The sequence below is a fragment of the Pseudomonas moraviensis genome, from assembly GCF_900105805.1.
GTDB lineage: Bacteria > Pseudomonadota > Gammaproteobacteria > Pseudomonadales > Pseudomonadaceae > Aquipseudomonas > Aquipseudomonas moraviensis_A.
On sequence record NZ_LT629788.1, the window covers coordinates 4,560,618 to 4,581,735 of the forward strand.

Genomic DNA, 21,118 nt, shown 5'->3' on the forward strand with positions numbered 1-21,118 from the left:
AACACACAAGGACCACCTTATGTGCCTGATTGTTTTCGCTTGGCGCCCGGGCCATGCCCAGCCGCTGATCGTCGCGGCCAACCGCGACGAGTTCTACGCCCGCCCCAGCCTGCCATTGGCGCCGTGGCCGGAGGCGCCGCAGGTGCATGCCGGGCGCGATCTTGAGGCCGGCGGCACCTGGCTGGGGATCGGCGCCAACGGACGCTTCGCTGCACTGACCAATATTCGCGACCCGCAGCAGCCGCCCGCGACCAAATCCCGGGGCGAGCTGGTGGCACGCTTTCTCACGGGTGATCTTTCGATTGATGATTATTTGAGCGATGTAGTGGACCGTGCGGCGGAGTACGCCGGGTTCAACCTGCTGCTGGGCAATACCCATGAGCTTTGGCATTTCAATGCCCGGGCGTCCGAGCCGGTGATGCTCCAGCCCGGGGTTTATGGGCTATCCAATGCCGGGCTGGACACGCCGTGGCCAAAACTGCTCAAGGCCAAGGCGGCGTTGAGCGCAGTGCTGGACGATCCGCAGCCTGAACGATTGCTTGCCTTGTTGAGCGATGCGCAGCCCGCACCAGAAGCCGAGTTGCCGGATACCGGGGTGGGCATGGCGACGGAGTCATTGTTGTCGAGCGTGTTTATTGCCAGCCAGAGTTACGGCACGCGGGCGAGTACGGCGTTGGTTGTGCAGGCGGACGGGACGCGGCGAATGGTGGAGCGCAGTTTTGGGCCGTATGGCGGTCATCTAGGGGAAGTTGAGGTTTGTGTCTAACAGCAGCCCCTCACCCCAGCCCTCTCCCGGAGGGAGAGGGAGCCGACCGAGGTGTCTTTGCGGTATACATCGACCTGAAAGATCGAGTCGATTGTGGATTCAGCAAAGCTCTTTCAGGTCGACGGAGTTCTGCAGCATCCCCCGATCAGTCCCCTCTCCCTCCGGAAGAGGGCTAGGGTGAGGGGCCTTTGATCTTTAGAGAGCCTTGTTCACTACAGGCGAATTCATCTTGGCCAACCCGAGATTCTTCAGCGCCAACTGCAGCGAGCTGTGGATAACCTGCGGGTTATCGATCTTCATCAGCTCGGCCAGCATCTCCTGCGCCTTGCTCAGGTTCACCTGGCGCAACATCCACTTCACCTTCGGCAGGTTGGTGGCGTTCATCGACAGACTGTCGAAGCCCATCGCCATCAACAGCACTGCTGCGGCCGGATCACCGGCCATCTCGCCGCAGATGCTCACCGGTTTGCCTTCGGCGTGCGCATCGGTGACCACGGTTTGCAGCGCTTGCAGCACTGCCGGGTGCAGGTAGTCGTAGAGGTCGGCGACGCGCGGGTTGTTGCGATCGACCGCCAGCAGATACTGGGTCAAATCGTTGGAGCCGACCGAGAGGAAGTCGACCATGCGCGCCAGTTCCTTGGTCTGGTACACCGCTGCCGGGATTTCGATCATCACGCCGATCGGCGGCATCGGCACGTCGGTGCCTTCGTCGCGCACCTCGCCCCAGGCACGGTGGATCAGGTGCAGGGCTTCTTCGAGTTCATGGGTGCCGGAGATCATCGGCAGCAGAATCCGCAGGTTGTTCAGGCCTTCACTGGCCTTGAGCATCGCGCGGGTCTGCACCAGGAAGATTTCCGGGTGGTCAAGGGTGACGCGAATACCGCGCCAGCCGAGGAACGGGTTGTCTTCCTTGATCGGAAAGTACGACAGCGACTTGTCACCGCCGATGTCGAGGCTGCGCATGGTCACCGGTTGCGGGTGGAACGCGGCGAGCTGTTCGCGGTAGATCGCCAGCTGTTCCTTCTCGCTCGGGAAGCGCTGGTTGATCATGAACGGCACTTCGGTGCGGTACAGACCGACTCCCTCGGCGCCGCGCTTCTGCGCCCGCGCCACATCGGCGAGCAGGCCGGTGTTGACCCACAGCGGCATGCGGTGACCATCGAGGGTCACGCACGGCAGGTCGCGCAGGGTGTCGAGGCCCAGCGCCAGTTGTTTCTCTTCTTCGACGACTTCGGCGAACTGCTTGCGCAGCACTTCGCTGGGGTTGGTGTAGACCTCGCCTCGGGTGCCGTCGACGATCATTTCGATGCCGTCGACCTTGGCGTACGGCAGGTCGACCAGACCCATGACGGTCGGAATGCCCATGGCCCGGGCCAGAATCGCAACGTGGGAGTTACCCGAACCGAGTACCGACACCAGGCCGACCAGCGTGCCTTCCGGCACCTCGCCGAGCATCGCCGGCGTCAGTTCTTCGCTGACCAGGATGGTTTTTTCCGGGTAGACCAGGTTCTGCTGGCGCTCTTCCTGCAGATAGGCGAGCAGACGGCGACCAAGGTCTTTGACGTCCGACGCACGCTCACGCAGGTAAGCGTCGTCCATCAATTCGAAGCGGTTGACGTGTTCCGTGACCACCTGACGCAGCGCGCCCTGGGCCCATTGGCCGGTCTTGATCACGGTGGTGATTTCGCTGCCCAGCGAGGCATCGTCGAGCATCATCAGGTAGACGTCGAACAGCGCGCGCTCTTCCGGGCGCAGCTGGGTCGCCAGTTTGGCGGACAACGCGCGCATGTCGGCGCGCACGCCTTCGATGGCGGTCTTGAACAGCGCCAGCTCAGCGTTGATGTCGGTGATGGTCTTGTCCGGCACCACGTCCAGGTCGGCCGGCGGCAGCATGACCACTGCGGTACCGACAGCAGCACCCGGCGAGCCCGGCACGCCGACGAACTTGGCTTCCTGAATGCCCTTGCCCTGCCGGCCCAGACCACGGATCGAACCGGTGGCCTCGGCATGGGCGATAACGCCGGCGAGCTGCGCGCTCATGGTCACGAGGAAGGCTTCTTCACCTTCGTCGAACTGGCGGCGCTCTTTCTGCTGGATGACCAACACGCCGACGACGCGGCGGTGGTGAATGATCGGAGCACCGAGGAACGAAGCGTAACGCTCTTCACCGGTCTCGGCGAAGTAGCGATAGCGCGGGTGAACCGAGGCGTTTTCGAGGTTCAGGGGTTCTTCACGCGTGCCGACCAGACCGACCAGACCCTCGTTGGGGGCCATGCTGACCTTGCCGATCGAGCGCTTGTTCAAGCCCTCGGTGGCCATCAGGACGAAGCGATTGGTTTCCGGGTCAAGCAGGTAGACCGAGCAGACCTGGCTGCCCATGGCCTCTTTGACGCGCAACACAATAATCCCCAACGCCGCCTTGAGATCCTTGGCGGAGTTAACTTCCTGGACGATCTTGCGCAGCGTATTGAGCATGGCTCGGGGTCGAACTCCGTCGTCAGTCGCGCGCTAAAAGGCGCGGGGCAAGCTCTTTGAGAGCGCGTCGATACACCTCGCGCTTGAATGTCACCACCTGGCCCAACGGATACCAATAGCTGACCCAGCGCCAGCCATCGAACTCCGGTTTACCGGTCAGATCCATCCGCACCCGCTGCTCGTTGGAGATCAGGCGCAGGAGGAACCATTTCTGTTTCTGGCCGATGCACAACGGTTGGCTGTGGGTACGCACCAGGCGTTGCGGCAAACGATAGCGCAACCAGCCTCGGGTACAGGCCAGTATTTCAACATCTTCACGTTCCAGGCCAACTTCTTCGTTCAGCTCGCGGTACAAGGCGTCTTCCGGCGTCTCCTCGGGGTTGATCCCCCCTTGCGGAAACTGCCAGGCGTCCTGATTGATACGGCGAGCCCATAGCACCTGGCCGGCGTCATTCGTCAGAATGATCCCGACATTGGGGCGGAAACCATCGGGGTCGATCACGGCAACAACCTCGCAAACGCATGTCGCCGCATTGTTCCACAAAGCTTGATCAGGCGGCAACGAAGGTTCCTACCTTATGTGCACTCTTGTGAAAAGACCGTATTCTTGTCGCCTTTTTACTGACTTTTCAGCGGGTAACTGCAATGCGCCTGGCTCTATTCGATTTGGACAACACCCTTCTGGGCGGCGACAGCGATCACGCCTGGGGCGATTATCTGTGCGAGCGCGGCTTCCTCGACCCGATCGCCTACAAGGCGCGCAACGACGAGTTCTATCAGGATTACCTGGCCGGCAAGCTGGACAACGCCGCGTACCTGAACTTCTGCCTGGAGATTCTTGGCCGCACGGAAATGTCTGTGCTTGACGCCTGGCACAGCGATTACATGCGCGACTGCATCGAGCCGATCGTCCTGCCCAAGGCTCTGGATCTGCTGAAAAAGCACCGCGATGCCGGCGACAAACTGGTGATCATCACCGCCACCAACCGTTTCGTCACGGCGCCGATCGCCGTGCGTCTGGGCGTAGAAACCCTGATCGCCACCGAATGCGAGATGGTTGATGGCCGCTACAGCGGGCGCAGCACCGATATCCCATGCTTCCGTGAAGGCAAGGTCACGCGCCTGAATCGGTGGCTGGAGGAGACTGGTTATTCGCTGGAGGGCAGCTATTTCTATAGCGACTCGATGAATGATCTGCCGCTGCTGGAGCAGGTGGCGAATCCGGTGGCGGTGGATCCGGATCCGAATTTGCGCGCCGAGGCCGAGAAGCGTGGCTGGCCGGTGATTTCGTTGCGCGGCTGATATTGCTATCGCGAGCAGGCTCACTCCTGCATTTGGAATGCGTTCCCTGTAGGAGTGAGCCTGCTCGCGATCGGGTCGACGCGGTCGCAAACCTTAAACCGGCTTGGCCCCCATCAACGCCGCTATGGCGACAAACCCGACGCCGCTGACAATCGCCAGCGCCAGATTGAATGTGCGGTTACCCCGCCCGGTTGTCCAGAGCCGATCCAGCCGAACCAGCAGCCAGACCGCACTGAGCGTGGCCACGGCATAGATCACGCTGGATCCCAGAATCCACAATTGTCCCAAGGGCCAGCCAATCAGGTGCACCAGCCACCAGCCGGTGAACGGCATGCTGAGCATGCCGATCAGCATCAGGCACCAGATGAACAGCCACGGCCGGCGCATCGTGCTGGCCGGGCCTTCGCTGCGATTGCGCCAGGTCAGGAAGGCGAGCCCCAGCCCACTCGCGAGGATGACCACGGTCGCTGCGACGTGAAGGACTTTCAGGGTGGTCAGGGTTTCCATGTCGTTCTCTTCCGTAGGTCCATGCCCATCAGCGTAGCCGTTCAGCCGAGAAACAGCTGATAGGCCGGATTGTCGCTTTCGTCCCAGTACGGGTAGCCGATTTCCGCCAGCGCCGCGGGCACCAGATGACGCTCGTCATGGGGCACTTGCAGGCCGGCGACCACACGGCCGTCCGCCGCGCCGTGGTTGCGGTAGTGGAACATCGAGATGTTCCAGCGCCCGCCGAGCTTGTTGAGGAAGTTGAACAGCGCCCCCGGCCGTTCCGGGAATTCGAAGCGCAGCACCACTTCATCGACCACCTGCGCGGCGCGGCCACCAACCATGTGGCGGATGTGCAGCTTGGCCAGTTCATTGTCGGTCAGGTCGATAACCGGGAAACCCTGCTCGGTCAGGCTCGCCAGCAAGGCGCTGCGCGGGTCGTTGTCAGGATGGGTCTGCACGCCGACGAAGATGTGCGCTTCGCTACCGGTGTTGTAGCGGTAATTGAACTCGGTGATCTGGCGCTTGCCGATGGCTTCACAGAACGCCTTGAAGCTGCCTGCCTGCTCGGGAATGGTCACGGCGATGATCGCCTCGCGACCTTCGCCCAGCTCGGCGCGCTCGGCAACGTGGCGCAAGCGGTCGAAGTTGACGTTGGCGCCAGAGTCGATGGCGACGAATGTCTGGCCGCTGACGCCGCGCTGCTCGACGTATTTCTTGATCCCGGCCACGCCCAGCGCGCCGGCAGGTTCGGTGATCGAACGGGTATCGTCGTAGATATCCTTGATTGCCGCGCAGATCTCGTCGGTGCTGACAGTGATCACTTCATCGACGTAATCCTTGCAGATCTCAAAGGTATGCTGGCCGATCTGCGCCACCGCCACGCCGTCGGCAAAGATGCCCACGGCCGGCAGCACCACGCGCTCGCCCGCTGCCATCGCGGCCTGCAGACAGTTGGAATCGTCCGGCTCGACGCCAATCACCTTGATGTCGGGCCGCAGGTATTTCACGTACGCCGCGATACCGGCGATCAGCCCGCCGCCGCCGACCGGGACGAAAATCGCGTCCAGCGGCTGCGGGTGCTGACGGAGAATTTCCATGGCCACGGTGCCCTGCCCGGCAATGGTGTGCGGATCGTCGTACGGATGGATGTAGACGTAGCCTTTTTCATCGACCAGTTTCAGCGAATAGGCCAGCGCTTCCGGGAACGAATCGCCGTGCAGCACCACTTTGCCGCCGCGCGAACGCACGCCTTCGACTTTGATTTCCGGGGTGGTCTTGGGCATGACGATGGTGGCTTTGACGCCCAGCACTTTCGCCGCCAGGGCCAGACCCTGCGCATGGTTGCCCGCCGACGCGGTGACCACGCCACGGGCGCGCTCTTCGTCGCTGAGTTGCGTCAACTTGTTGTAGGCACCGCGAATCTTGAACGAGAACACTGGCTGCAAGTCTTCGCGCTTGAGCCAGATGTCGTTGCCCAGTCGCTCGGAGAGCTGGCGAGCGTTCTGCAGCGGGGTTTCTACGGCAACGTCATAAACGCGCGAGGTGAGGATCTTTTTGACGTACTGTTCGAGCATCGGAAAGCATCACTGAGCGGGTTGGGCAGGGCCAAGGAGTCTAACCCGGCTTTCGGGCGCACGACCACACGAATCCAGAGGTTTTAGCCACGCTTGCGGCTATAATGCCGGCCTTTCTGCCCACCCCTTGCCCGCTTCGGAGCCCGCATGACCCAGGATCAACTCAAACAGGCCGTGGCCCAGGCCGCCGTCGACTTCATCCTGCCGAAACTCGACGACAAGAGCATCGTCGGCGTCGGCACCGGCTCCACCGCCAACTGCTTCATCGATGCCCTGGCCCAGCACAAGGGCGCGTTCGATGGTGCGGTCGCCAGCTCCGAAGCCACCGCCGCGCGCCTCAAGGGCCACGGGATTCCGGTGTATGAGCTGAACACTGTCAGCGATCTGGAGTTCTACGTCGACGGCGCCGACGAAAGCGATGCGCACCTGAACCTGATCAAGGGCGGCGGCGCGGCCCTGACCCGCGAAAAGATCGTTGCCGCCGTGGCCAAGACCTTCATCTGCATCGCCGACGCCAGCAAACTGGTGCCGGTGCTCGGTGAGTTCCCGCTGCCGGTGGAAGTGATCCCGATGGCCCGCAGCCACGTTGCCCGCCAACTGGTCAAGCTCGGTGGCGACCCGGTGTACCGCGAAGGCGTGCTGACCGACAACGGCAATATCATCCTCGACGTATTCAACCTGCAGATCACCAACCCGGTGGAACTGGAAGCGCAGATCAACGCCATCGTCGGCGTGGTCACCAACGGCCTGTTCGCCGCACGCCCGGCGGATCTGTTGTTGCTGGGCACGAGTGAAGGTGTGAAGACTCTGAAGGCTGAGTAAATACTCTTCAGGCGCTGAAATCCCCCTGTAGGAGTGAGCCTGCTCGCGATAGCGGTCTGTCAGTTGATATTAATGTTGACTGACAGACCGCTATCGCGAGCAGGCTCACTCCTACAGGGTTTTGTGGTGATGGTTAGTCTGAAGTTGGCTTTTTGAAGACGTAGAAAAGATTCGGCTCGCTCACCAGATACAACGTGCCGTCATCATCCATCGCAATCCCCTCCGCCTGCGGCACGGTTTTCTGCAAACCCTGGCGTCCGCCGCTGATCGACATGGTGCTCAACGGCCGGCCGTCGACATCCAGTTCGATAATCAAGCGCGACTCGTCCGACAGCGCCAGCAAGTGCCCGCTGCGTTCGTCGTACTGCAGACTCGACAGGTCACGCACGAACATCCCGGCATCGCGCTTGGGGTTGTTGATCACGTGCACGGCGTAGGTCTTGTCCGGTTTGAAATGCGGAAAACCGTGGACCTCATAGATCAGCATGGGGTCGCGTTCTTTCGCCACGAACAGGCGTTTGCCCACCGAGTCGTAAGCCAGCCCCTCGAAACCCTTGTTGCTGGCCATGTGCACGCCCAAGGTCATCTGCTCGGCATCTTCGGCGTCGAGGAACGTGGTGTCGGCGTCGAGGTGGATCTTGATCAGGCGCTGCTGGCGCTCGTCGGTGATGACGTAGGTGTCGGCACTGATGTATTCGACCGCTTCAGGATCGCCGAACCCGACCAAAGCAATGCGCCGCAGGACCTTGCCTTCCAGCGACAGCTCGATCAGTTCGGAATTCTTGTTGGTCACGGTGAACAGGCTTTTGCGCACCGGATCGTAGGTCAGCGCCGAAACGTCATCGTCGAGCCCGTCGATTGGCCGCGCTTCGATCGTCACGCGATATTGATCCAGACCGATCGCCTCGCTGCTCAACGGCTGCCACAGGGTGTGCAGGTTGAACCAGGCGCGCTCGAACAGGCGCAGGTACTGGCCGATCGCGAGCAACGCGACCAGAGCAATCATCAACAGGACAAGAATCAACGGTTTGGGACGGGCAAGTCGACGCATTCAGGCAGGCTCGGATTCAAGACAGGCCGATGAAATATCACGCCCGTCTGAATTGAAGCTTAATGGCCAGTTGCCTGCCAGGACAACCACACGATTCCGCGTTTGTCGTAGGGAAAATTACCGGTGCTTTTCGAAGCGATAGAACAGATTCGGCTCGCTGACCATGTACAGCGTGCCGTCTTCGTCCATGGTCAGGCCTTCGGCGCGGGGAATGGTGTCTTTCAGACCGTTGAAATTGCCGAGCAAGGTCATGAAGCTGACTTGCTCGCCACGCTCGTCCAGTTCCAGCAACAGGTGCGAATCGGCCGACAACACCAGTAGATGGCCAGTGCGCGGATCGACCGCCAGCGCCGAGAGATTGCGAATGTCGAGCTCGTCACTGGCCAGCTTCTGCTTGTCGCCGATCAGGGTCTGACTGCCATCGCTCTTCCAGGTGAACAGCGCTGGCGGGCGTTCTTCACCCAGCACAAGCTGATGATTGCGCGGATCCCAGGTGATGGCTTCAAAAGCCTTGTTCTGGTCTTTCGACGGCCCGAGGTCGTATTTAGGGAAGTCGGCAATGTTCAGCTCGCGTGTACCGGCGTCGACCTTGACGATCGACAACGTGTGCTGGCGCTCATCGACAATCGCCATCAGGCCGTTTTCCATGACCGTCAGGCCTTCGGGATTGCTCCAGCCCACCAGCGGCATCTTGCGCAGCACCTCGCCCTGCAGTGTCAGCTCAGCGAGGAACGGATTTTTGCCCATCACCGAAAACAGGGTTTTGGTCTGCGGGTTGTAAGCCAGGTCGGAAGCTTCGTCCTTCTCCATGCCCGGCAACGGTTTGGCGTCGATCACCACCTGATAGTCCGGCAGCCACACGCTCTCCTTCTGCTCGGCCTTGCTCTCGAAGCGCTCCAGCACCCACAGCACACCACGATCATCCCAGTGCATGGCAAACGCCAGCCCATAAGCCGCCACGATGGCCAGCAACAGCCAGACATACCAGCGCAGAGCGAAGCGGGAACGGAGGGTGGGTTTCTGCTGAGTTCGAGATGCCATCAAGGGACGCGTTCCGTAAATTCAGGCCAAGGGTAATAGCACAAAGAGGCCGGCTGAGACGCCGCAATCGCGGAAATTATCCAGAGAGGATGTGAAAAAAACGGGAAATGGCGGGATTGGCGTGTGCGATATCAGCAGCAACGCAAAACGAATGTAGGAGTGAGCCTGCTCGCGATAGCGGTTTATCAGTCGAGATATGCATTGACTGGTAGACCGCTATCGCGAGCAGGCTCACTCCTACAAGGGGTTCTGCGGTGTGGCGGTTAGCGCACGCTGCTGCTGAAGCTGCTCGCCCCCGGCAGTTCAAGGACGATCTCGTCGCCGACGTTCAGCGGGCCGACACCCACCGGCGTACCGGTAAGGATCACGTCGCCGGCCTGCAGCGAGAAGCAGCCGGCCATGTGCTGGATCATCGGCACGATCGGATTGAGCATCGCGCTGCTGTTGCCGTCCTGGCGCACTTCGCCGTTGATGGTCAGGCGGATGCCGATGTCGGTCAGGTCAGCGAAAGTGCTACCGACCACGAACGGCGCGATCACCGCCGCGCCGTCGAACGACTTGGCGATTTCCCACGGCAGGCCCTTGGCTTTCAGCTCGGCCTGCTTGTCGCGCAGGGTCAGGTCCAGCGCCGGGGCGAAACCGGAGATCGCATCGAGGACTTCTTCGCGGCTTGGTTTGGTCGACAGCGGCTTGCCGATCAACACAGCGATTTCCGCTTCGTAGTGCACCGAACCGCGCTCGGTCGGAATGCTGAAACCGCCTTCCAGCGGCACCACGCAACTGCCCGGCTTGATGAACAGCAGCGGCTCGGTCGGCACCGGGTTGTCCAGTTCCTTGGCGTGTTCGGCGTAATTGCGGCCAATGCACACGACTTTCCCGATCGGGAAGTGGATGCGCGTGCCGTCGACGTACTGGTGCTGATAGCTCATTTACCGACTCCTGCCTTCATTGATTCAACAGAGATTACCGATCACACCGGGAAAATCTTCCCCGGGTTCATGATGCCGTTCGGGTCGAACACTGCCTTGACCGCTTTCATGTACTCGATCTCGGCCGGCGAGCGGCTGTAGGTCAGGTAATCACGCTTGGTCATGCCCACGCCATGTTCGGCCGAGATCGAGCCGTTGTACTTCTCGACGGTTTCGAACACCCACTTGTTGACGGTGGAGCACTTGGCAAAGAACTCGTCCTTGCTCAGGTTTTCCGGCTTGAGGATGTTCAGGTGCAGATTGCCGTCGCCGATGTGGCCGAACCAGACGATTTCGAAATCCGGATAGTGCTCACCGACGATCGCGTCGATTTCGCGCAGGAACGCCGGCACCCTGGAAACGGTCACCGAGATGTCGTTCTTGTACGGCGTCCAGTGGGAGATGGTTTCGGAGATGTACTCGCGCAGCTTCCACAGATTATGCAGTTGGGTTTCGCTCTGGCTCATCACGCCGTCGAGTACCCAGCCTTGTTCGACACAGTGTTCGAAGGTTTCCAGCGCGCTGTTGGCCACTTCTTCAGTGGTCGCTTCGAATTCCAGCAGGGCGTAGAACGGGCAGTCGGTGTCAAACGGCGCCGGCACGTCGCCGCGGCCCATGACCTTGGCCAGGGCCTTGTCGGAGAAGAATTCGAATGCGGTCAGGTCGAGCTTGCCCTGGAAGGCGTGCAGCACCGGCATGATCGAATCGAAATCGGCGGTGCCGAGGACCATGGCGGTGAGGTTTTTCGGTGCGCGATCAAGGCGCATGGTTGCTTCGACGACGAAACCGAGGGTGCCTTCGGCGCCAATGAACAGCTGACGCAGGTCATAACCGGTGGCGTTCTTGATCAGGTCCTTGTTCAGTTCGAGCACATCGCCCTTGCCGGTAACGACCTTCATGCCGGCGACCCAATTGCGCGTCATGCCGTAGCGAATCACTTTGATCCCGCCGGCATTGGTGCCGATGTTGCCGCCAATCTGGCTGGAACCCGCCGAGGCGAAGTCGACCGGGTAGTACAGGCCGTTTTCTTCAGCGATGTTCTGCAGATGCTCAGTGACCACGCCCGGCTGGCATACAGCGGTGCGGTCGGTGAGGTTGACGTCGAGAATCTGGTTCATGTAATCGAACGACACCACCACTTCGCCATTGGCCGCCACCGCAGCGGCGGACAACCCGGTGCGCCCGCCGGACGGCACCAGCGCGACCTTGTGGGTGTTGGCCCAACGCACCACGGCCTGCACTTGCTCGATGGTCTTGGGAAACACGATAGCGCTCGGCGCCGGGGCGAAGTGCTTGGTCCAATCCTTGCCGTAAGCATTCAGGGAGTCGGCGTCGGTGAGGACTTTGCCGGGCTCAACCAGGGTCTTCAGTTCATCAATCAGCGCAGGATTGGTCATCGACAGAACTCTCGAACAATTCATGGTCATCCTGAGAACGCTTCACGTCGCAGGAATGAGTGTTTAGCGGGGTGGCTATGCTAGCATACCGACCCCGCAGGACAGTGCCCAAGGCCAGATCCGCGGTGACGGCTTTCCTGCCGTTTGGGTCAGCTCCAGGCTGCGCCCCTCCCTGCCATTTTTCTCCGGGATACAGGTTTACGCAGATGAGCAAGACTTCTCTCGATAAGAGCAAGATCAAGTTCCTTCTTCTCGAAGGCGTCCACCAATCGGCTGTCGACGTCCTCAAGGCGGCGGGCTACACCAGCATCGAATACCTGACTGGCTCCTTGCCGGAAGCCCAGCTCAAGGAAAAGATCGCTGACGCTCACTTCATCGGCATTCGCTCGCGCACGCAACTGACCGAAGAGATCTTCGATCACGCGAAGAAACTGGTCGCGGTCGGCTGTTTCTGCATCGGCACCAACCAGGTTGACCTCAGTGCGGCCCGCGAGCGCGGTATCGCCGTGTTCAACGCGCCGTACTCCAACACCCGATCCGTAGCGGAACTGGTACTGGCCGAAGCGATCCTGCTGCTGCGCGGCATCCCTGAGAAAAACGCTTCCTGCCACCGTGGCGGCTGGATCAAATCCGCGGCCAACTCGTTCGAGATCCGTGGCAAGAAGCTCGGCATCGTCGGCTACGGCTCGATCGGTACGCAGTTGTCGGTTCTGGCGGAAGGCCTGGGCATGCAGGTGTTCTTCTATGACACCGTGACCAAGTTGCCACTGGGCAACGCTACCCAGGTCGGCAATCTGCATGAGCTGCTTGGCATGTCCGACATCGTCACCCTGCACGTCCCGGAAACCGCGGCGACCCAGTGGATGATCGGCGAGAAGGAAATCCGCGCCATCAAGAAGGGCGGCATCCTGATCAACGCTGCACGCGGCACCGTGGTCGAGCTCGACGCCCTGGCGGACGCGATCAAGGACAAGCACCTGATCGGCGCAGCCATCGATGTGTTCCCGGTGGAGCCACGCTCCAACGACGAAGAGTTCGAAAGCCCGCTGCGTGGCCTCGACAACGTGATCCTGACCCCGCATATCGGTGGCTCGACCGCCGAAGCGCAAGCCAACATCGGTCTGGAAGTGGCGGAAAAACTGGTCAAGTACAGCGACAACGGTACTTCGGTGTCGTCGGTCAACTTCCCGGAAGTGGCCCTGCCGGCTCACCCTGGCAAGCACCGCCTGCTGCACATCCACGAGAACATCCCGGGTGTGATGAGCGAGATCAACAAGGTCTTCGCCGAAAACGGCATCAACATCTCCGGTCAGTTCCTGCAGACCAACGAGAAGGTCGGCTACGTGGTGATCGACGTCGACGCCGAGTACTCGGAGCTGGCGCAAGAGAAGCTGCAACACGTCAACGGTACTATCCGTAGTCGCGTCCTGTTCTAGAAAAGCAGCGGCAAGCTACTAGCGGCAAGTGAACAGCGCTCTTGTTTTAACTTGCCACTTGCAGCTAGCCACTTGTAGCTGGATAAAAAAGGGAGCCCCGAAGGGCTCCCTTTTTTTATTTCACGTTAACCGTGATTTTTTCCGAAACGATCGATGGGTCGAACGGCATGTGGCCGCTGTCGCCGAGGATCAATTGCAAGGTGTGCTTGCCGGGGGCCAGTTTGATCGTGGCTTCGGTCTGCGCCTTGCCGAAATGCATGTGGTGCGCGTCGGTCGGGATCGGCGCGCCTTCGGCCGGCAGGTCGTCGACGTCGATCAGCAGATGATGGTGGCCGGTGTTCTTGGTGGTATCACCCGCCGGGGCCAGCGCGATGTTCTTGACGCCGAACTTGACTTTGAATTCCTGGGAGACCGTAGCGCCGTCCTCGGGAGAAACGATGAACACTTCAGCATCCTTGGGAGCCGGCGTTGCCGCACTGGCCAGCACCGAAACACCCATCAGCACACCGGCCAACGCTGCACGTGACATAAAGCTTTTCATTTTCTTCTCCAGTTTTTCCGTAAAATCCGCACGGTCATGACAACTTCATGACCATTCGTTGTCGAAGGCACTCGACAACCATAGCAAAGCGAGCCTGAATCAGAGCGTCGCGATAATGATTTCAAAGGAGTGACCATGCGCTTGCTGCCTGGCCTGATCTGCCTGCTACCCCTTCTGAGCCCGCTGGCTCACGCCGAACTGATTGATGACGTCAACGACCGTGGCGAGTTGCGCATAGCCATTGAGGCTAATACACCGCCCTTCAATTACAAGGAAGGCGACACACTCACGGGGTTCGAGGTCGAGCTTGGGCAACTTCTTGCCAAGGAGCTGGATGTACGCGCCGATTTCATCGTCACCGACGAGGGCGATCTGCTCCAGGGCGTTGAAAGCGGCAAGTACGACGTCGCGCTCAACCACATAGCACTGACACCCGAACTCAAGGATCGTTTCGACTTCAGCGAGCCGTACGGCGAGGTCGATGGGCAACTGCTCGCGAAGAAGGACGAGACGCCACGGCCGATGGTGCTGGTGCAGGCGTTGACCGAAGAGAAGCCGAAAGCGGCGGCGCCGGTGGAACTGGCGATTCCGTTTCAAAAGGGCAATCCGGCGTTTCAGGCCAGCCTCAAGAGCGCGCTGGAACGGATCAAGGCGGATGGGCGGTTGGCGGCGTTGTCGCAGAAGTGGTTGAAACCGTAAGAGCTCCCTCACCCTAGCCCTCTCCCGGAGGGAGAGGGAACTGATCCGGGAATGCTTTAGAGGTACGCCGACTTGGGATTGCTATACCGAATCCGAAATCGACTGATCATGGCTTTGCCGAACCCATAATCGCCAAGGTCTTTCAGGTCGATGGACAGCGCCAGACACCTCGGTCGGCCCCCTCTCCCCCCGGGAGAGGGCTGGGGTGAGGGCAACTATTGCGGATCAGTCCAAAGCTGCCAAAGCCACCGCCGCCTCATCCAGCTCTAGCTCATTGAACACCCGAACACCATGACGCCTGAGCAACGCCGCCGTCACCCCTTCGCCACTGACCTTGACCCCACTGAACGTCCCGTCATACGTCAGCAGATTCCCGCACGAAGGGCTGTTGGCCTTGAGCACCGCCACCCTGATGCCGTGCCGTTGCACCAGTTCCAGCGCTTGGCGCGCACCTTCGAGAAACTGCGCACTGACATCCTCGCCTTCGGCAGTGATGACTGCAGCATTGCCATCCAGCACCTCACCGCCCTGCCCGCCGGGAATCTCCGCCGCCGCCCTCGGCGTCGGCAAACCACCGGCCACCTCAGGACACAACGGCACTACACGGCCCTCGGCAATCCACTGCTCAAGCAGATCAAACGGACCACTCGCGCCACCGTCATAACGCACGCGATGGCCCAACAGGCAGCGGCTGACCAGAATCTTTTCCATGCTCAGAACGGCTCGTTGCCACGGCGACGAAACCAACCGGTCAGCGACAGGCGCTCGCGATGGGCCGGCAATACTTCGTGGGGCACTTCGCCGGAGAGAAACACCACCAGACAACCGCCGGTAGGCTGTACGTCATGCACGCGTTCATTACCCAGGTACATGCGCAACTGGCCACCGTCCTCCGGCAGCCAGGCGTCGTTGAGATAGATCACTGCCGACACCATGCGTCGGTCGTCATCGCGAAAGCGGTCGACGTGCTTGCGATAAAACGCGCCGGACGGGTACAGGGCGAAATGGCATTCGAAATCTTCGAGGCCCAGAAACAGACCGCGATTGAGCGCCTCGCGCAGACTGTCCATCAGGCTCAGATAGCGGTCAGTGGCGTCGGCCTGGCCGGGGTCGATCCACTGAATGTGATCGCCACGAATACCCTCGCGAATCTCCGAAAACGGCCCGCGCCCGACCGCCGCCGGCGCCAGTTCACCTTCGGCCTCACGTTTACGGCACTCGGCCGCCAGCGCCCGGGTCAGATCGGCGGGCAGGAAGATGTTCTGCTGCGACCAGCCGTGTTCGGCCAGGTCATCGACAATGCGTAACAGCAGTGGGTGTTCAGAGGATATCGGCATGGCGCGCATAGTATGCCGACGGCAATAAATCCGACAGAGCCACGCAGCGGCTTGCTACGAATTCTCGACAAGTACCGGCACCGCACGGACAATAGTCCGCTGCTGACAGGAGTCCCTATGCGCCGTTTGCTTTTTTCACTGTTGATGTTCTGCGTATTGCCCGCCTGGGCGGACGGCCACGATCAGTTGTACAAGGTCGCCGGCTGGCCAGAACAACGCGCGCATTTCAACGATGCCCTGAGCGCCGCCCAGCAGCGCTATCAGAACAGCCTGCCGCCTGCGGTGTTTCAAGCACTGGTCAACAACAGCAACCAGCGGTTCGCCGCGCAGGCCATGGATCAACGCGCCGAAGCGCAACTGCGACAGAAACTCGCTGATCCGAAACCGGCGCTGACCTTCTTCCAGTCACCGCTGGGCAAGAAAATCGTCGCCGCCGAACTGCTCGCGACCCGCCGCGATCAACTGGCGAAAAATGCCCAGGGCCTGCCAAAAATGCAGGCCAGCGACAGTCGTTTGCTGATCATCGGCCACTTGGCGCAAGCCTTGCCGGCCCGCGAGGCTGGCGCCGAGGTCAGTCTGGCGATTGCCGGCGTGGCGGCGGACAGTTTGAGTTCGATGATCCCGGGATTGCTCGGTGGCGGTCAGGCGCAGGGCATGTTGAACGGTCAGCGCCAGCGGCTGATGGATCAGATCGGCGCCGATCTGAACAACACCCTGCTCTACGTTTATCGCGATTTGTCGGATGAAGAGCTGGAAGAATTTGCGACGTTTGCCGAGTCGACCGAGGGCAAGGCTTACTATCAGGCGGCGCTGGCGGCGATTCGGGCGGGGTTGGCGGTCGGCCAGCCTTAAAAGATCGCAGCCTTCGGCAGCTCCTACATTGAAACGCGTTCCCCTGTAGGAGCTGCCGAAGGCTGCGATCTTTTGATCTTGCCTTAACGCTTCAGAGATTCCTGCCCCTGATCCGCTTGCTCAAGAACTCGAAATACTCCTCACGCATCTCTACCGTCTCATTGGCCAGGTGATGCCGTGCCTCGGCCAGCAGCAGAATCTGCGGGCGGTCGAATTTCCATTTCAACACCTGCAGATTGTGCTGCCAGTCGACGGTCATGTCCGCCTGTCCCTGAATGATCAGCGGCCGTCGCGGACTTTTTTTCGCGTGCTCGACGCGGATGATCCAGCGCGACAACGCGCCCACCCATTTCGTTGGCAGACGTCTTGGCTGTAACGGATCGGCCTGCAGAAACGGTAGAAAATCCGGGTCGTTGGAATTCTCGCTGAAGCGCCGCGCGACGCCGCGAACAAATGGCCGCAGCAGGTAATAACTCAACTGCGACCAGCCCCAGGCCCGTGGTCGCACCAGCGGCGCCAGCAGAATCACCTGCCCCTGCGCCGGGCTGTTCTCGCCATGGTTGAGCAGGTGATCGACGACAATCGCGCCCCCGGTGCTCTGCCCGCACAAATGCCACGGCTGCGGCAGCGCGATCGAAGTCGCTTCAGCGAACAACGCTTGCAGCATGTGCTGATATTCAGCGAAATCGCGGATGCTCGCCCGCGGCCCGCTCGACAGTCCATGCCCCGGCAAGTCGCAGGCAATCACCGCGAAATCCTGATCCAGCGCCCACTCGATCACATGCCGGTACAGGCCGATGTGATCGTAGTAACCGTGCAGCAGAAACAGCGTCGCCTTGACCTTCTCCGGCCACCAGCAATGACTGACCAGTTCGTAGCCATCGACTTCGAAACGTCCCATGCCGCGCCACACATCGCGCTCGGCGAAGTCGGTCTTGTAGAAGCGCTGATAAGCCTTCGCCTCATCCGATAACGGCTGCCACTCGGCCAACGGCTTGAGGCTCGCGCGTAAATGATCGGGGTCGAAAGTATCGGGCATGCGCACATTCCAAAGCGGTTAACGGACTTTATCGGCCTGCGATATTCATCTGTCGGAGCAAGCATGGCAAGCTAGCCAACCTTTTCAGATTCCGAAACCATGCGTTCGCCCTACCGCACCGCACTGTTCGCCAGCTTGCTCGCGCTGATCTGCGCCGGGGTGCTGTGGGCGGCGTATGACTGGTTTCAGGGCCGCTATCTGCGTGCGTTCAGTGAACACACGGCGGTGTTTTCCGGCGATCCGCTGCGCCTGCCGGACGACCTCGCCGGGCCCGGCAATATCCGTCTCGTGCACTTCTGGGACCCGGCTTGTCCGTGCAACGTCGGCAATCAACAGCACCTGAGCGAGATGGTCGAACAGTTCGGCGCGCGCGGCGTGGAGTTCTTCGCCGTGCAAAAACCCGGCAGCCACGGTCAGTTGCCCGCCACCCTCGCCGGCCTGAAAACCATCATCGTCCTGCCCGGCTCCGAACAGATTCCCGCCAGCCCCGCCGTGGCGATCTGGGATCGCAGCGGCAAACTGGCCTACTTCGGCCCGTACAGCGAAGGCCTGACCTGCAACTCCAGCAACAGCTTTATCGAACCGATCCTGCATGCCCTGACGGAAGACCGCCCGGTGAACGCTACGCACACCTTGGCGGTGGGTTGTTATTGCCCGTGGCCGGCGGATACGCGGTAAGGCATTCCGGACTTTTCAAGGACAGCGCTGCACCGCACAGATGCTCTGTGCTAAATGTTTGCAGCCCGACGGGCGGCCCTCCCGCCTGCACAAGGAGTCACCATGAAGCGTGCGTTGATCGTCGTTGCCTTGCTCATCGTTGTCCTGCTCTGCGCCGCTGGCGGGTATATCTACAGCAAGCAGCCGACGCGCCAGGGCCAGGTCCAGCTGCATAACCTGCAAGGCTCGGTGACCGTGCGCTATGACGAGCGCGGTGTGCCGCATATCCGCGCCGAGAACGAAACCGACCTCTATCGCGCCCTCGGTTATGTGCACGCGCAGGATCGCCTGTTCCAGATGGAAGCCATGCGTCGCCTCGCCCGCGGTGAGCTGGCCGAAGTGCTCGGGCCGAAACTGCTCGACACCGATAAGCTGTTTCGCAGCCTGCGCATCCGCGAGCGCGCCGCCAGTTACGTCGCCAGCCTGGACAAGCAGTCGCCAGCGTGGAAGGGCCTGCAAGCCTATCTGGATGGCATCAACCAGTATCAGGACAGCCACGCTGCGCCGATCGAGTTTGACGTGCTGGGCATCCCCAAGCGGCCGTTCACCGCCGAAGACAGCATCAGCGTCGCCGGTTACATGGCCTACAGCTTTGCCGCCGCGTTTCGCACCGAGCCGCTGCTGACCTACGTGCGCGATCAGCTCGGCGCCGATTACCTCAATGTGTTCGATCTCGACTGGCAGGCCAAAGGCGTACTTGCCACGGATCACACCCGGCATCCGCCAGCCCTCGCCGCCGGCGACTGGCAGGACCTCACCGCCCTCGCCCGCCTCAGCGAACAGGCACTGATCGACAACGGTCTGCCGCAGTTCGAGGGCAGCAACGCTTGGGTCATCGCCGGCAGCCGCAGCCAGAGTGGCAAGCCGTTGCTGGCCGGCGATCCGCATATCCGCTTTTCGGTGCCGGCGGTGTGGTACGAAGCGCAACTGTCGGCGCCGGGCTTCGAGTTGTACGGCCATCATCAGGCGCTGGTGCCCTTCGCGTTTCTGGGGCACAACCTCGATTTCGGCTGGAGCCTGACCATGTTCCAGAACGATGACCTCGATCTGATCGCCGAGAAGGTCAACCCTGACAATCCCGATCAGGTCTGGTATCGCGGCCAATGGACCGACCTGCTCGTCAGCGAGCAACAGATCAATGTGAAGGGTCAGGCGCCGGTGACGATCACCTTGCGCCAGTCGCCGCATGGGCCGATCGTCAACGATGCCCTCGGCAGCGCCGCCGGCAAGACCCCGATTGCGATGTGGTGGGCCTTCCTCGAAACACCCAACCCGATCCTCGACGGCTTTTACCAGCTCAACCGCGCTGACACGTTGGCCAAGGCCCGCGCGGCGGCGGCCAAGGTGCAGGCGCCGGGTCTGAATCTGGTTTACGCCAACGCCAAGGGCGATATCGCCTGGTGGGCCTCGGCCTTGCTGCCGAAACGTCCGGCCGGGGTGAAACCGGGCTTCATTCTCGACGGCAGCACGCCTGAGGCGGACAAGGACGGCTACTACCCGTTCAGCGCCAACCCGCAGGAGGAGAACCCGGCGCGCGGTTATATCGTCTCGGCCAACTTCCAGCCGGTATCGCCGACCGGCATGGAGATTCCCGGTTACTACAACCTCGCCGATCGCGGCCAGCAGCTTGATCGTCAGCTCAGCGACAACCGGGTCAAGTGGAGCAACGAGGCCAACCAGAAACTGCAGCTGGGCACGACGACCGGCTACGGCCCGCGTCTGTTGGCGCCGCTGTTGCCGGTGTTGCGTGAAGTGGTGAGCGATCCGGCGCAACGCAAACTGGTCGAGCAATTGGCGCAATGGCCCGGCGACTATCCGCTGAATTCGGTCAGCGCGACGGTGTTCAACCAGTTCCTCTACGACCTTGCCGACGCAGCGATGCGCGATGAGTTGGGCAATGACTTTTTCGAAACGATGCTGTCGACGCGGGTCATCGATTCCGCCTTGCCGCGACTGGCGGCGAGAGCTGATTCACCTTGGTGGGACAATCGCAGCACGCCGGTCAGAGAAACCCGCGCCGACGTCGTGCGCACGGCATGGGCGGCGAGCATGCAGCATCTGCAACTGACCCTCGGCGACGGTGTGGCGGGTTGGCAGTGGGGCGCGGCGCACACCCTGACCCATGGCCATCCGCTGGGCCAGCAGAAGCCACTGGATCGGCTGTTCAATGTCGGCCCGTTCGCGGCGCCAGGCAGCCACGAAGTGCCGAACAACCTCTCGGCGAAAATCGGCCCGGCGCCATGGCCGGTGACCTATGGACCGTCGACCCGGCGTCTGGTGGATTTTGCCGATGCGGTGCATGCCTTGACGATCAATCCGGTCGGCCAGAGCGGCGTGCCGTTGGACAGTCACTATGACGATCAGGCCGAGGCGTATGTGGAGGGGATTTATGTACAGGCGCATTTCAGCGAGGAAGAGGTGCTGGCGAATACCCGCAGTACGTTGAAGCTGTTGCCTGCGCGCAAGCCCTGAAGAGCCCCTCACCCTAGCCCTCTCCCAGAGGGAGAGGGGACCGATTGGGGGATATTGGGGAGAAACGCCGACGTGCAAGATTGGCACCGAATCCATAATCGATAAGGTCTTTCAGGTCGATGTAACACGCCAGACACCGC

At 61.2% G+C, this 21,118-nt stretch carries 20 protein-coding genes; 8 read left to right on the forward strand and 12 right to left on the reverse strand.

Annotated features, from left to right (window positions below; all coding sequences use genetic code 11):
• The first annotated feature begins 19 nt into the window (after positions 1-19).
• Positions 20-766, forward strand: a complete 747-nt coding sequence (locus tag BLU71_RS20445) for an NRDE family protein (RefSeq protein ID WP_083353779.1) — start codon at positions 20-22, stop codon at positions 764-766.
• 195 nt (positions 767-961) lie between these two features.
• Here the strand turns inward: BLU71_RS20445 and ptsP are convergent, their stop codons facing one another.
• Together ptsP and BLU71_RS20455 are read right to left on the reverse strand one after the other, a co-directional pair.
• Entirely contained in the window at positions 962-3,241 is a 2,280-nt protein-coding gene (gene ptsP / locus BLU71_RS20450; RefSeq protein WP_064364717.1) for a phosphoenolpyruvate--protein phosphotransferase, read from the reverse strand.
• A gap of 22 nt (positions 3,242-3,263) precedes the next feature.
• Complete coding sequence (locus tag BLU71_RS20455) at positions 3,264-3,743, reverse strand: RNA pyrophosphohydrolase (RefSeq protein ID WP_003229203.1); 480 nt, start codon at positions 3,741-3,743, stop codon at positions 3,264-3,266.
• Between the two features lie 143 nt (positions 3,744-3,886).
• Between BLU71_RS20455 and BLU71_RS20460 the strand changes: the two genes are divergently transcribed.
• Complete coding sequence (locus BLU71_RS20460) at positions 3,887-4,543, forward strand: HAD family hydrolase (protein ID WP_065615098.1); 657 nt, start codon at positions 3,887-3,889, stop codon at positions 4,541-4,543.
• 93 nt (positions 4,544-4,636) lie between these two features.
• On the opposite strand, the gene BLU71_RS20465 is transcribed toward BLU71_RS20460, so the two are convergent.
• Both BLU71_RS20465 and ilvA read right to left on the reverse strand, forming a co-directional pair.
• A complete protein-coding gene (locus BLU71_RS20465) occupies positions 4,637-5,050 on the reverse strand; it encodes a DUF2269 family protein (RefSeq protein ID WP_083353780.1) in 414 nt (137 codons plus the stop codon).
• Positions 5,051-5,091: 41 nt separating this feature from the next.
• Positions 5,092-6,606, reverse strand: a complete 1,515-nt coding sequence (gene ilvA, locus BLU71_RS20470; RefSeq protein ID WP_065615100.1) for a threonine ammonia-lyase, biosynthetic — start codon at positions 6,604-6,606, stop codon at positions 5,092-5,094.
• A gap of 147 nt (positions 6,607-6,753) precedes the next feature.
• Between ilvA and rpiA the strand changes: the two genes are divergently transcribed.
• A complete protein-coding gene (rpiA, locus tag BLU71_RS20475) occupies positions 6,754-7,428 on the forward strand; it encodes a ribose-5-phosphate isomerase RpiA (RefSeq protein ID WP_007913886.1) in 675 nt (224 codons plus the stop codon).
• A gap of 133 nt (positions 7,429-7,561) precedes the next feature.
• Here the strand turns inward: rpiA and BLU71_RS20480 are convergent, their stop codons facing one another.
• From BLU71_RS20480 to BLU71_RS20495, 4 genes are all read right to left on the reverse strand, one after another.
• The gene (locus BLU71_RS20480) at positions 7,562-8,479 is read right to left on the reverse strand and encodes an SdiA-regulated domain-containing protein (protein ID WP_083353781.1); all 918 of its coding nucleotides are present in this window, start codon (positions 8,477-8,479) and stop codon (positions 7,562-7,564) included.
• Positions 8,480-8,596: 117 nt separating this feature from the next.
• On the reverse strand, positions 8,597-9,520 hold the full coding sequence (locus BLU71_RS20485; protein WP_042606517.1) for an SdiA-regulated domain-containing protein: 924 nt from the start codon (positions 9,518-9,520) through the stop codon (positions 8,597-8,599).
• A 263-nt stretch (positions 9,521-9,783) separates the two neighbouring features.
• A complete protein-coding gene (locus BLU71_RS20490) occupies positions 9,784-10,449 on the reverse strand; it encodes a fumarylacetoacetate hydrolase family protein (RefSeq protein WP_024014705.1) in 666 nt (221 codons plus the stop codon).
• Between the two features lie 41 nt (positions 10,450-10,490).
• Positions 10,491-11,885, reverse strand: a complete 1,395-nt coding sequence (locus BLU71_RS20495; RefSeq protein WP_083353782.1) for an FAD-binding oxidoreductase — start codon at positions 11,883-11,885, stop codon at positions 10,491-10,493.
• Positions 11,886-12,091: 206 nt separating this feature from the next.
• On the opposite strand from BLU71_RS20495, the gene serA reads away from it, so the two are divergent.
• Entirely contained in the window at positions 12,092-13,321 is a 1,230-nt protein-coding gene (gene serA / locus BLU71_RS20505; protein WP_025112046.1) for a phosphoglycerate dehydrogenase, read from the forward strand.
• Between the two features lie 115 nt (positions 13,322-13,436).
• Here the strand turns inward: serA and BLU71_RS20510 are convergent, their stop codons facing one another.
• Positions 13,437-13,862 carry a DUF4399 domain-containing protein gene (locus BLU71_RS20510; RefSeq protein ID WP_039757489.1) on the reverse strand — a complete coding sequence of 142 codons (426 nt, stop codon included), beginning with the start codon at positions 13,860-13,862 and terminating at the stop codon, positions 13,437-13,439.
• Positions 13,863-13,997: 135 nt separating this feature from the next.
• On the opposite strand from BLU71_RS20510, the gene BLU71_RS20515 reads away from it, so the two are divergent.
• A complete protein-coding gene (locus BLU71_RS20515) occupies positions 13,998-14,561 on the forward strand; it encodes a transporter substrate-binding domain-containing protein (RefSeq protein WP_064364710.1) in 564 nt (187 codons plus the stop codon).
• Positions 14,562-14,786: 225 nt separating this feature from the next.
• Here the strand turns inward: BLU71_RS20515 and BLU71_RS20520 are convergent, their stop codons facing one another.
• Both BLU71_RS20520 and BLU71_RS20525 read right to left on the reverse strand, forming a co-directional pair.
• On the reverse strand, positions 14,787-15,272 hold the full coding sequence (locus BLU71_RS20520; protein WP_064364709.1) for a DUF523 domain-containing protein: 486 nt from the start codon (positions 15,270-15,272) through the stop codon (positions 14,787-14,789).
• 2 nt (positions 15,273-15,274) lie between these two features.
• Positions 15,275-15,907, reverse strand: a complete 633-nt coding sequence (locus BLU71_RS20525) for a 2OG-Fe(II) oxygenase (RefSeq protein ID WP_083353783.1) — start codon at positions 15,905-15,907, stop codon at positions 15,275-15,277.
• 108 nt (positions 15,908-16,015) lie between these two features.
• Between BLU71_RS20525 and BLU71_RS20530 the strand changes: the two genes are divergently transcribed.
• A complete protein-coding gene (locus tag BLU71_RS20530) occupies positions 16,016-16,750 on the forward strand; it encodes a DUF2059 domain-containing protein (protein WP_041476866.1) in 735 nt (244 codons plus the stop codon).
• Between the two features lie 91 nt (positions 16,751-16,841).
• Here BLU71_RS20530 and BLU71_RS20535 read toward each other — a convergent pair whose 3' ends face one another.
• On the reverse strand, positions 16,842-17,789 hold the full coding sequence (locus BLU71_RS20535; RefSeq protein ID WP_042606512.1) for an alpha/beta hydrolase: 948 nt from the start codon (positions 17,787-17,789) through the stop codon (positions 16,842-16,844).
• A gap of 99 nt (positions 17,790-17,888) precedes the next feature.
• Here BLU71_RS20535 and BLU71_RS20540 point away from each other — a divergent pair, with 99 nt between their 5' ends.
• Positions 17,889-18,467 carry a DUF6436 domain-containing protein gene (locus tag BLU71_RS20540; RefSeq protein WP_083353784.1) on the forward strand — a complete coding sequence of 193 codons (579 nt, stop codon included), beginning with the start codon at positions 17,889-17,891 and terminating at the stop codon, positions 18,465-18,467.
• A gap of 102 nt (positions 18,468-18,569) precedes the next feature.
• On the forward strand, positions 18,570-20,978 hold the full coding sequence (locus tag BLU71_RS20545; protein WP_083353785.1) for a penicillin acylase family protein: 2,409 nt from the start codon (positions 18,570-18,572) through the stop codon (positions 20,976-20,978).
• Positions 20,979-21,118: the final 140 nt, after the last annotated feature.

Excerpts from the sequence above, each read along its gene's own strand:
- BLU71_RS20445 (WP_083353779.1), top strand. The coding sequence starts at position 20 with ATGTGCCTGATTGTTTTCGCTTGGCGCCCGGGCCATGCCCAGCCGCTG.
- ptsP (WP_064364717.1), bottom strand. The coding sequence starts at position 3,241 with ATGCTCAATACGCTGCGCAAGATCGTCCAGGAAGTTAACTCCGCCAAG.
- BLU71_RS20460 (WP_065615098.1), top strand. The coding sequence starts at position 3,887 with ATGCGCCTGGCTCTATTCGATTTGGACAACACCCTTCTGGGCGGCGAC.
- BLU71_RS20465 (WP_083353780.1), bottom strand. The coding sequence starts at position 5,050 with ATGGAAACCCTGACCACCCTGAAAGTCCTTCACGTCGCAGCGACCGTG.
- ilvA (WP_065615100.1), bottom strand. The coding sequence starts at position 6,606 with ATGCTCGAACAGTACGTCAAAAAGATCCTCACCTCGCGCGTTTATGAC.
- rpiA (WP_007913886.1), top strand. The coding sequence starts at position 6,754 with ATGACCCAGGATCAACTCAAACAGGCCGTGGCCCAGGCCGCCGTCGAC.
- BLU71_RS20480 (WP_083353781.1), bottom strand. The coding sequence starts at position 8,479 with ATGCGTCGACTTGCCCGTCCCAAACCGTTGATTCTTGTCCTGTTGATG.
- BLU71_RS20485 (WP_042606517.1), bottom strand. The coding sequence starts at position 9,520 with ATGGCATCTCGAACTCAGCAGAAACCCACCCTCCGTTCCCGCTTCGCT.
- BLU71_RS20490 (WP_024014705.1), bottom strand. The coding sequence starts at position 10,449 with ATGAGCTATCAGCACCAGTACGTCGACGGCACGCGCATCCACTTCCCG.
- BLU71_RS20495 (WP_083353782.1), bottom strand. The coding sequence starts at position 11,885 with ATGACCAATCCTGCGCTGATTGATGAACTGAAGACCCTGGTTGAGCCC.
- serA (WP_025112046.1), top strand. The coding sequence starts at position 12,092 with ATGAGCAAGACTTCTCTCGATAAGAGCAAGATCAAGTTCCTTCTTCTC.
- BLU71_RS20510 (WP_039757489.1), bottom strand. The coding sequence starts at position 13,862 with ATGAAAAGCTTTATGTCACGTGCAGCGTTGGCCGGTGTGCTGATGGGT.
- BLU71_RS20515 (WP_064364710.1), top strand. The coding sequence starts at position 13,998 with ATGCGCTTGCTGCCTGGCCTGATCTGCCTGCTACCCCTTCTGAGCCCG.
- BLU71_RS20520 (WP_064364709.1), bottom strand. The coding sequence starts at position 15,272 with ATGGAAAAGATTCTGGTCAGCCGCTGCCTGTTGGGCCATCGCGTGCGT.
- BLU71_RS20525 (WP_083353783.1), bottom strand. The coding sequence starts at position 15,907 with ATGCGCGCCATGCCGATATCCTCTGAACACCCACTGCTGTTACGCATT.
- BLU71_RS20530 (WP_041476866.1), top strand. The coding sequence starts at position 16,016 with ATGCGCCGTTTGCTTTTTTCACTGTTGATGTTCTGCGTATTGCCCGCC.
- BLU71_RS20535 (WP_042606512.1), bottom strand. The coding sequence starts at position 17,789 with ATGCCCGATACTTTCGACCCCGATCATTTACGCGCGAGCCTCAAGCCG.
- BLU71_RS20540 (WP_083353784.1), top strand. The coding sequence starts at position 17,889 with ATGCGTTCGCCCTACCGCACCGCACTGTTCGCCAGCTTGCTCGCGCTG.
- BLU71_RS20545 (WP_083353785.1), top strand. The coding sequence starts at position 18,570 with ATGAAGCGTGCGTTGATCGTCGTTGCCTTGCTCATCGTTGTCCTGCTC.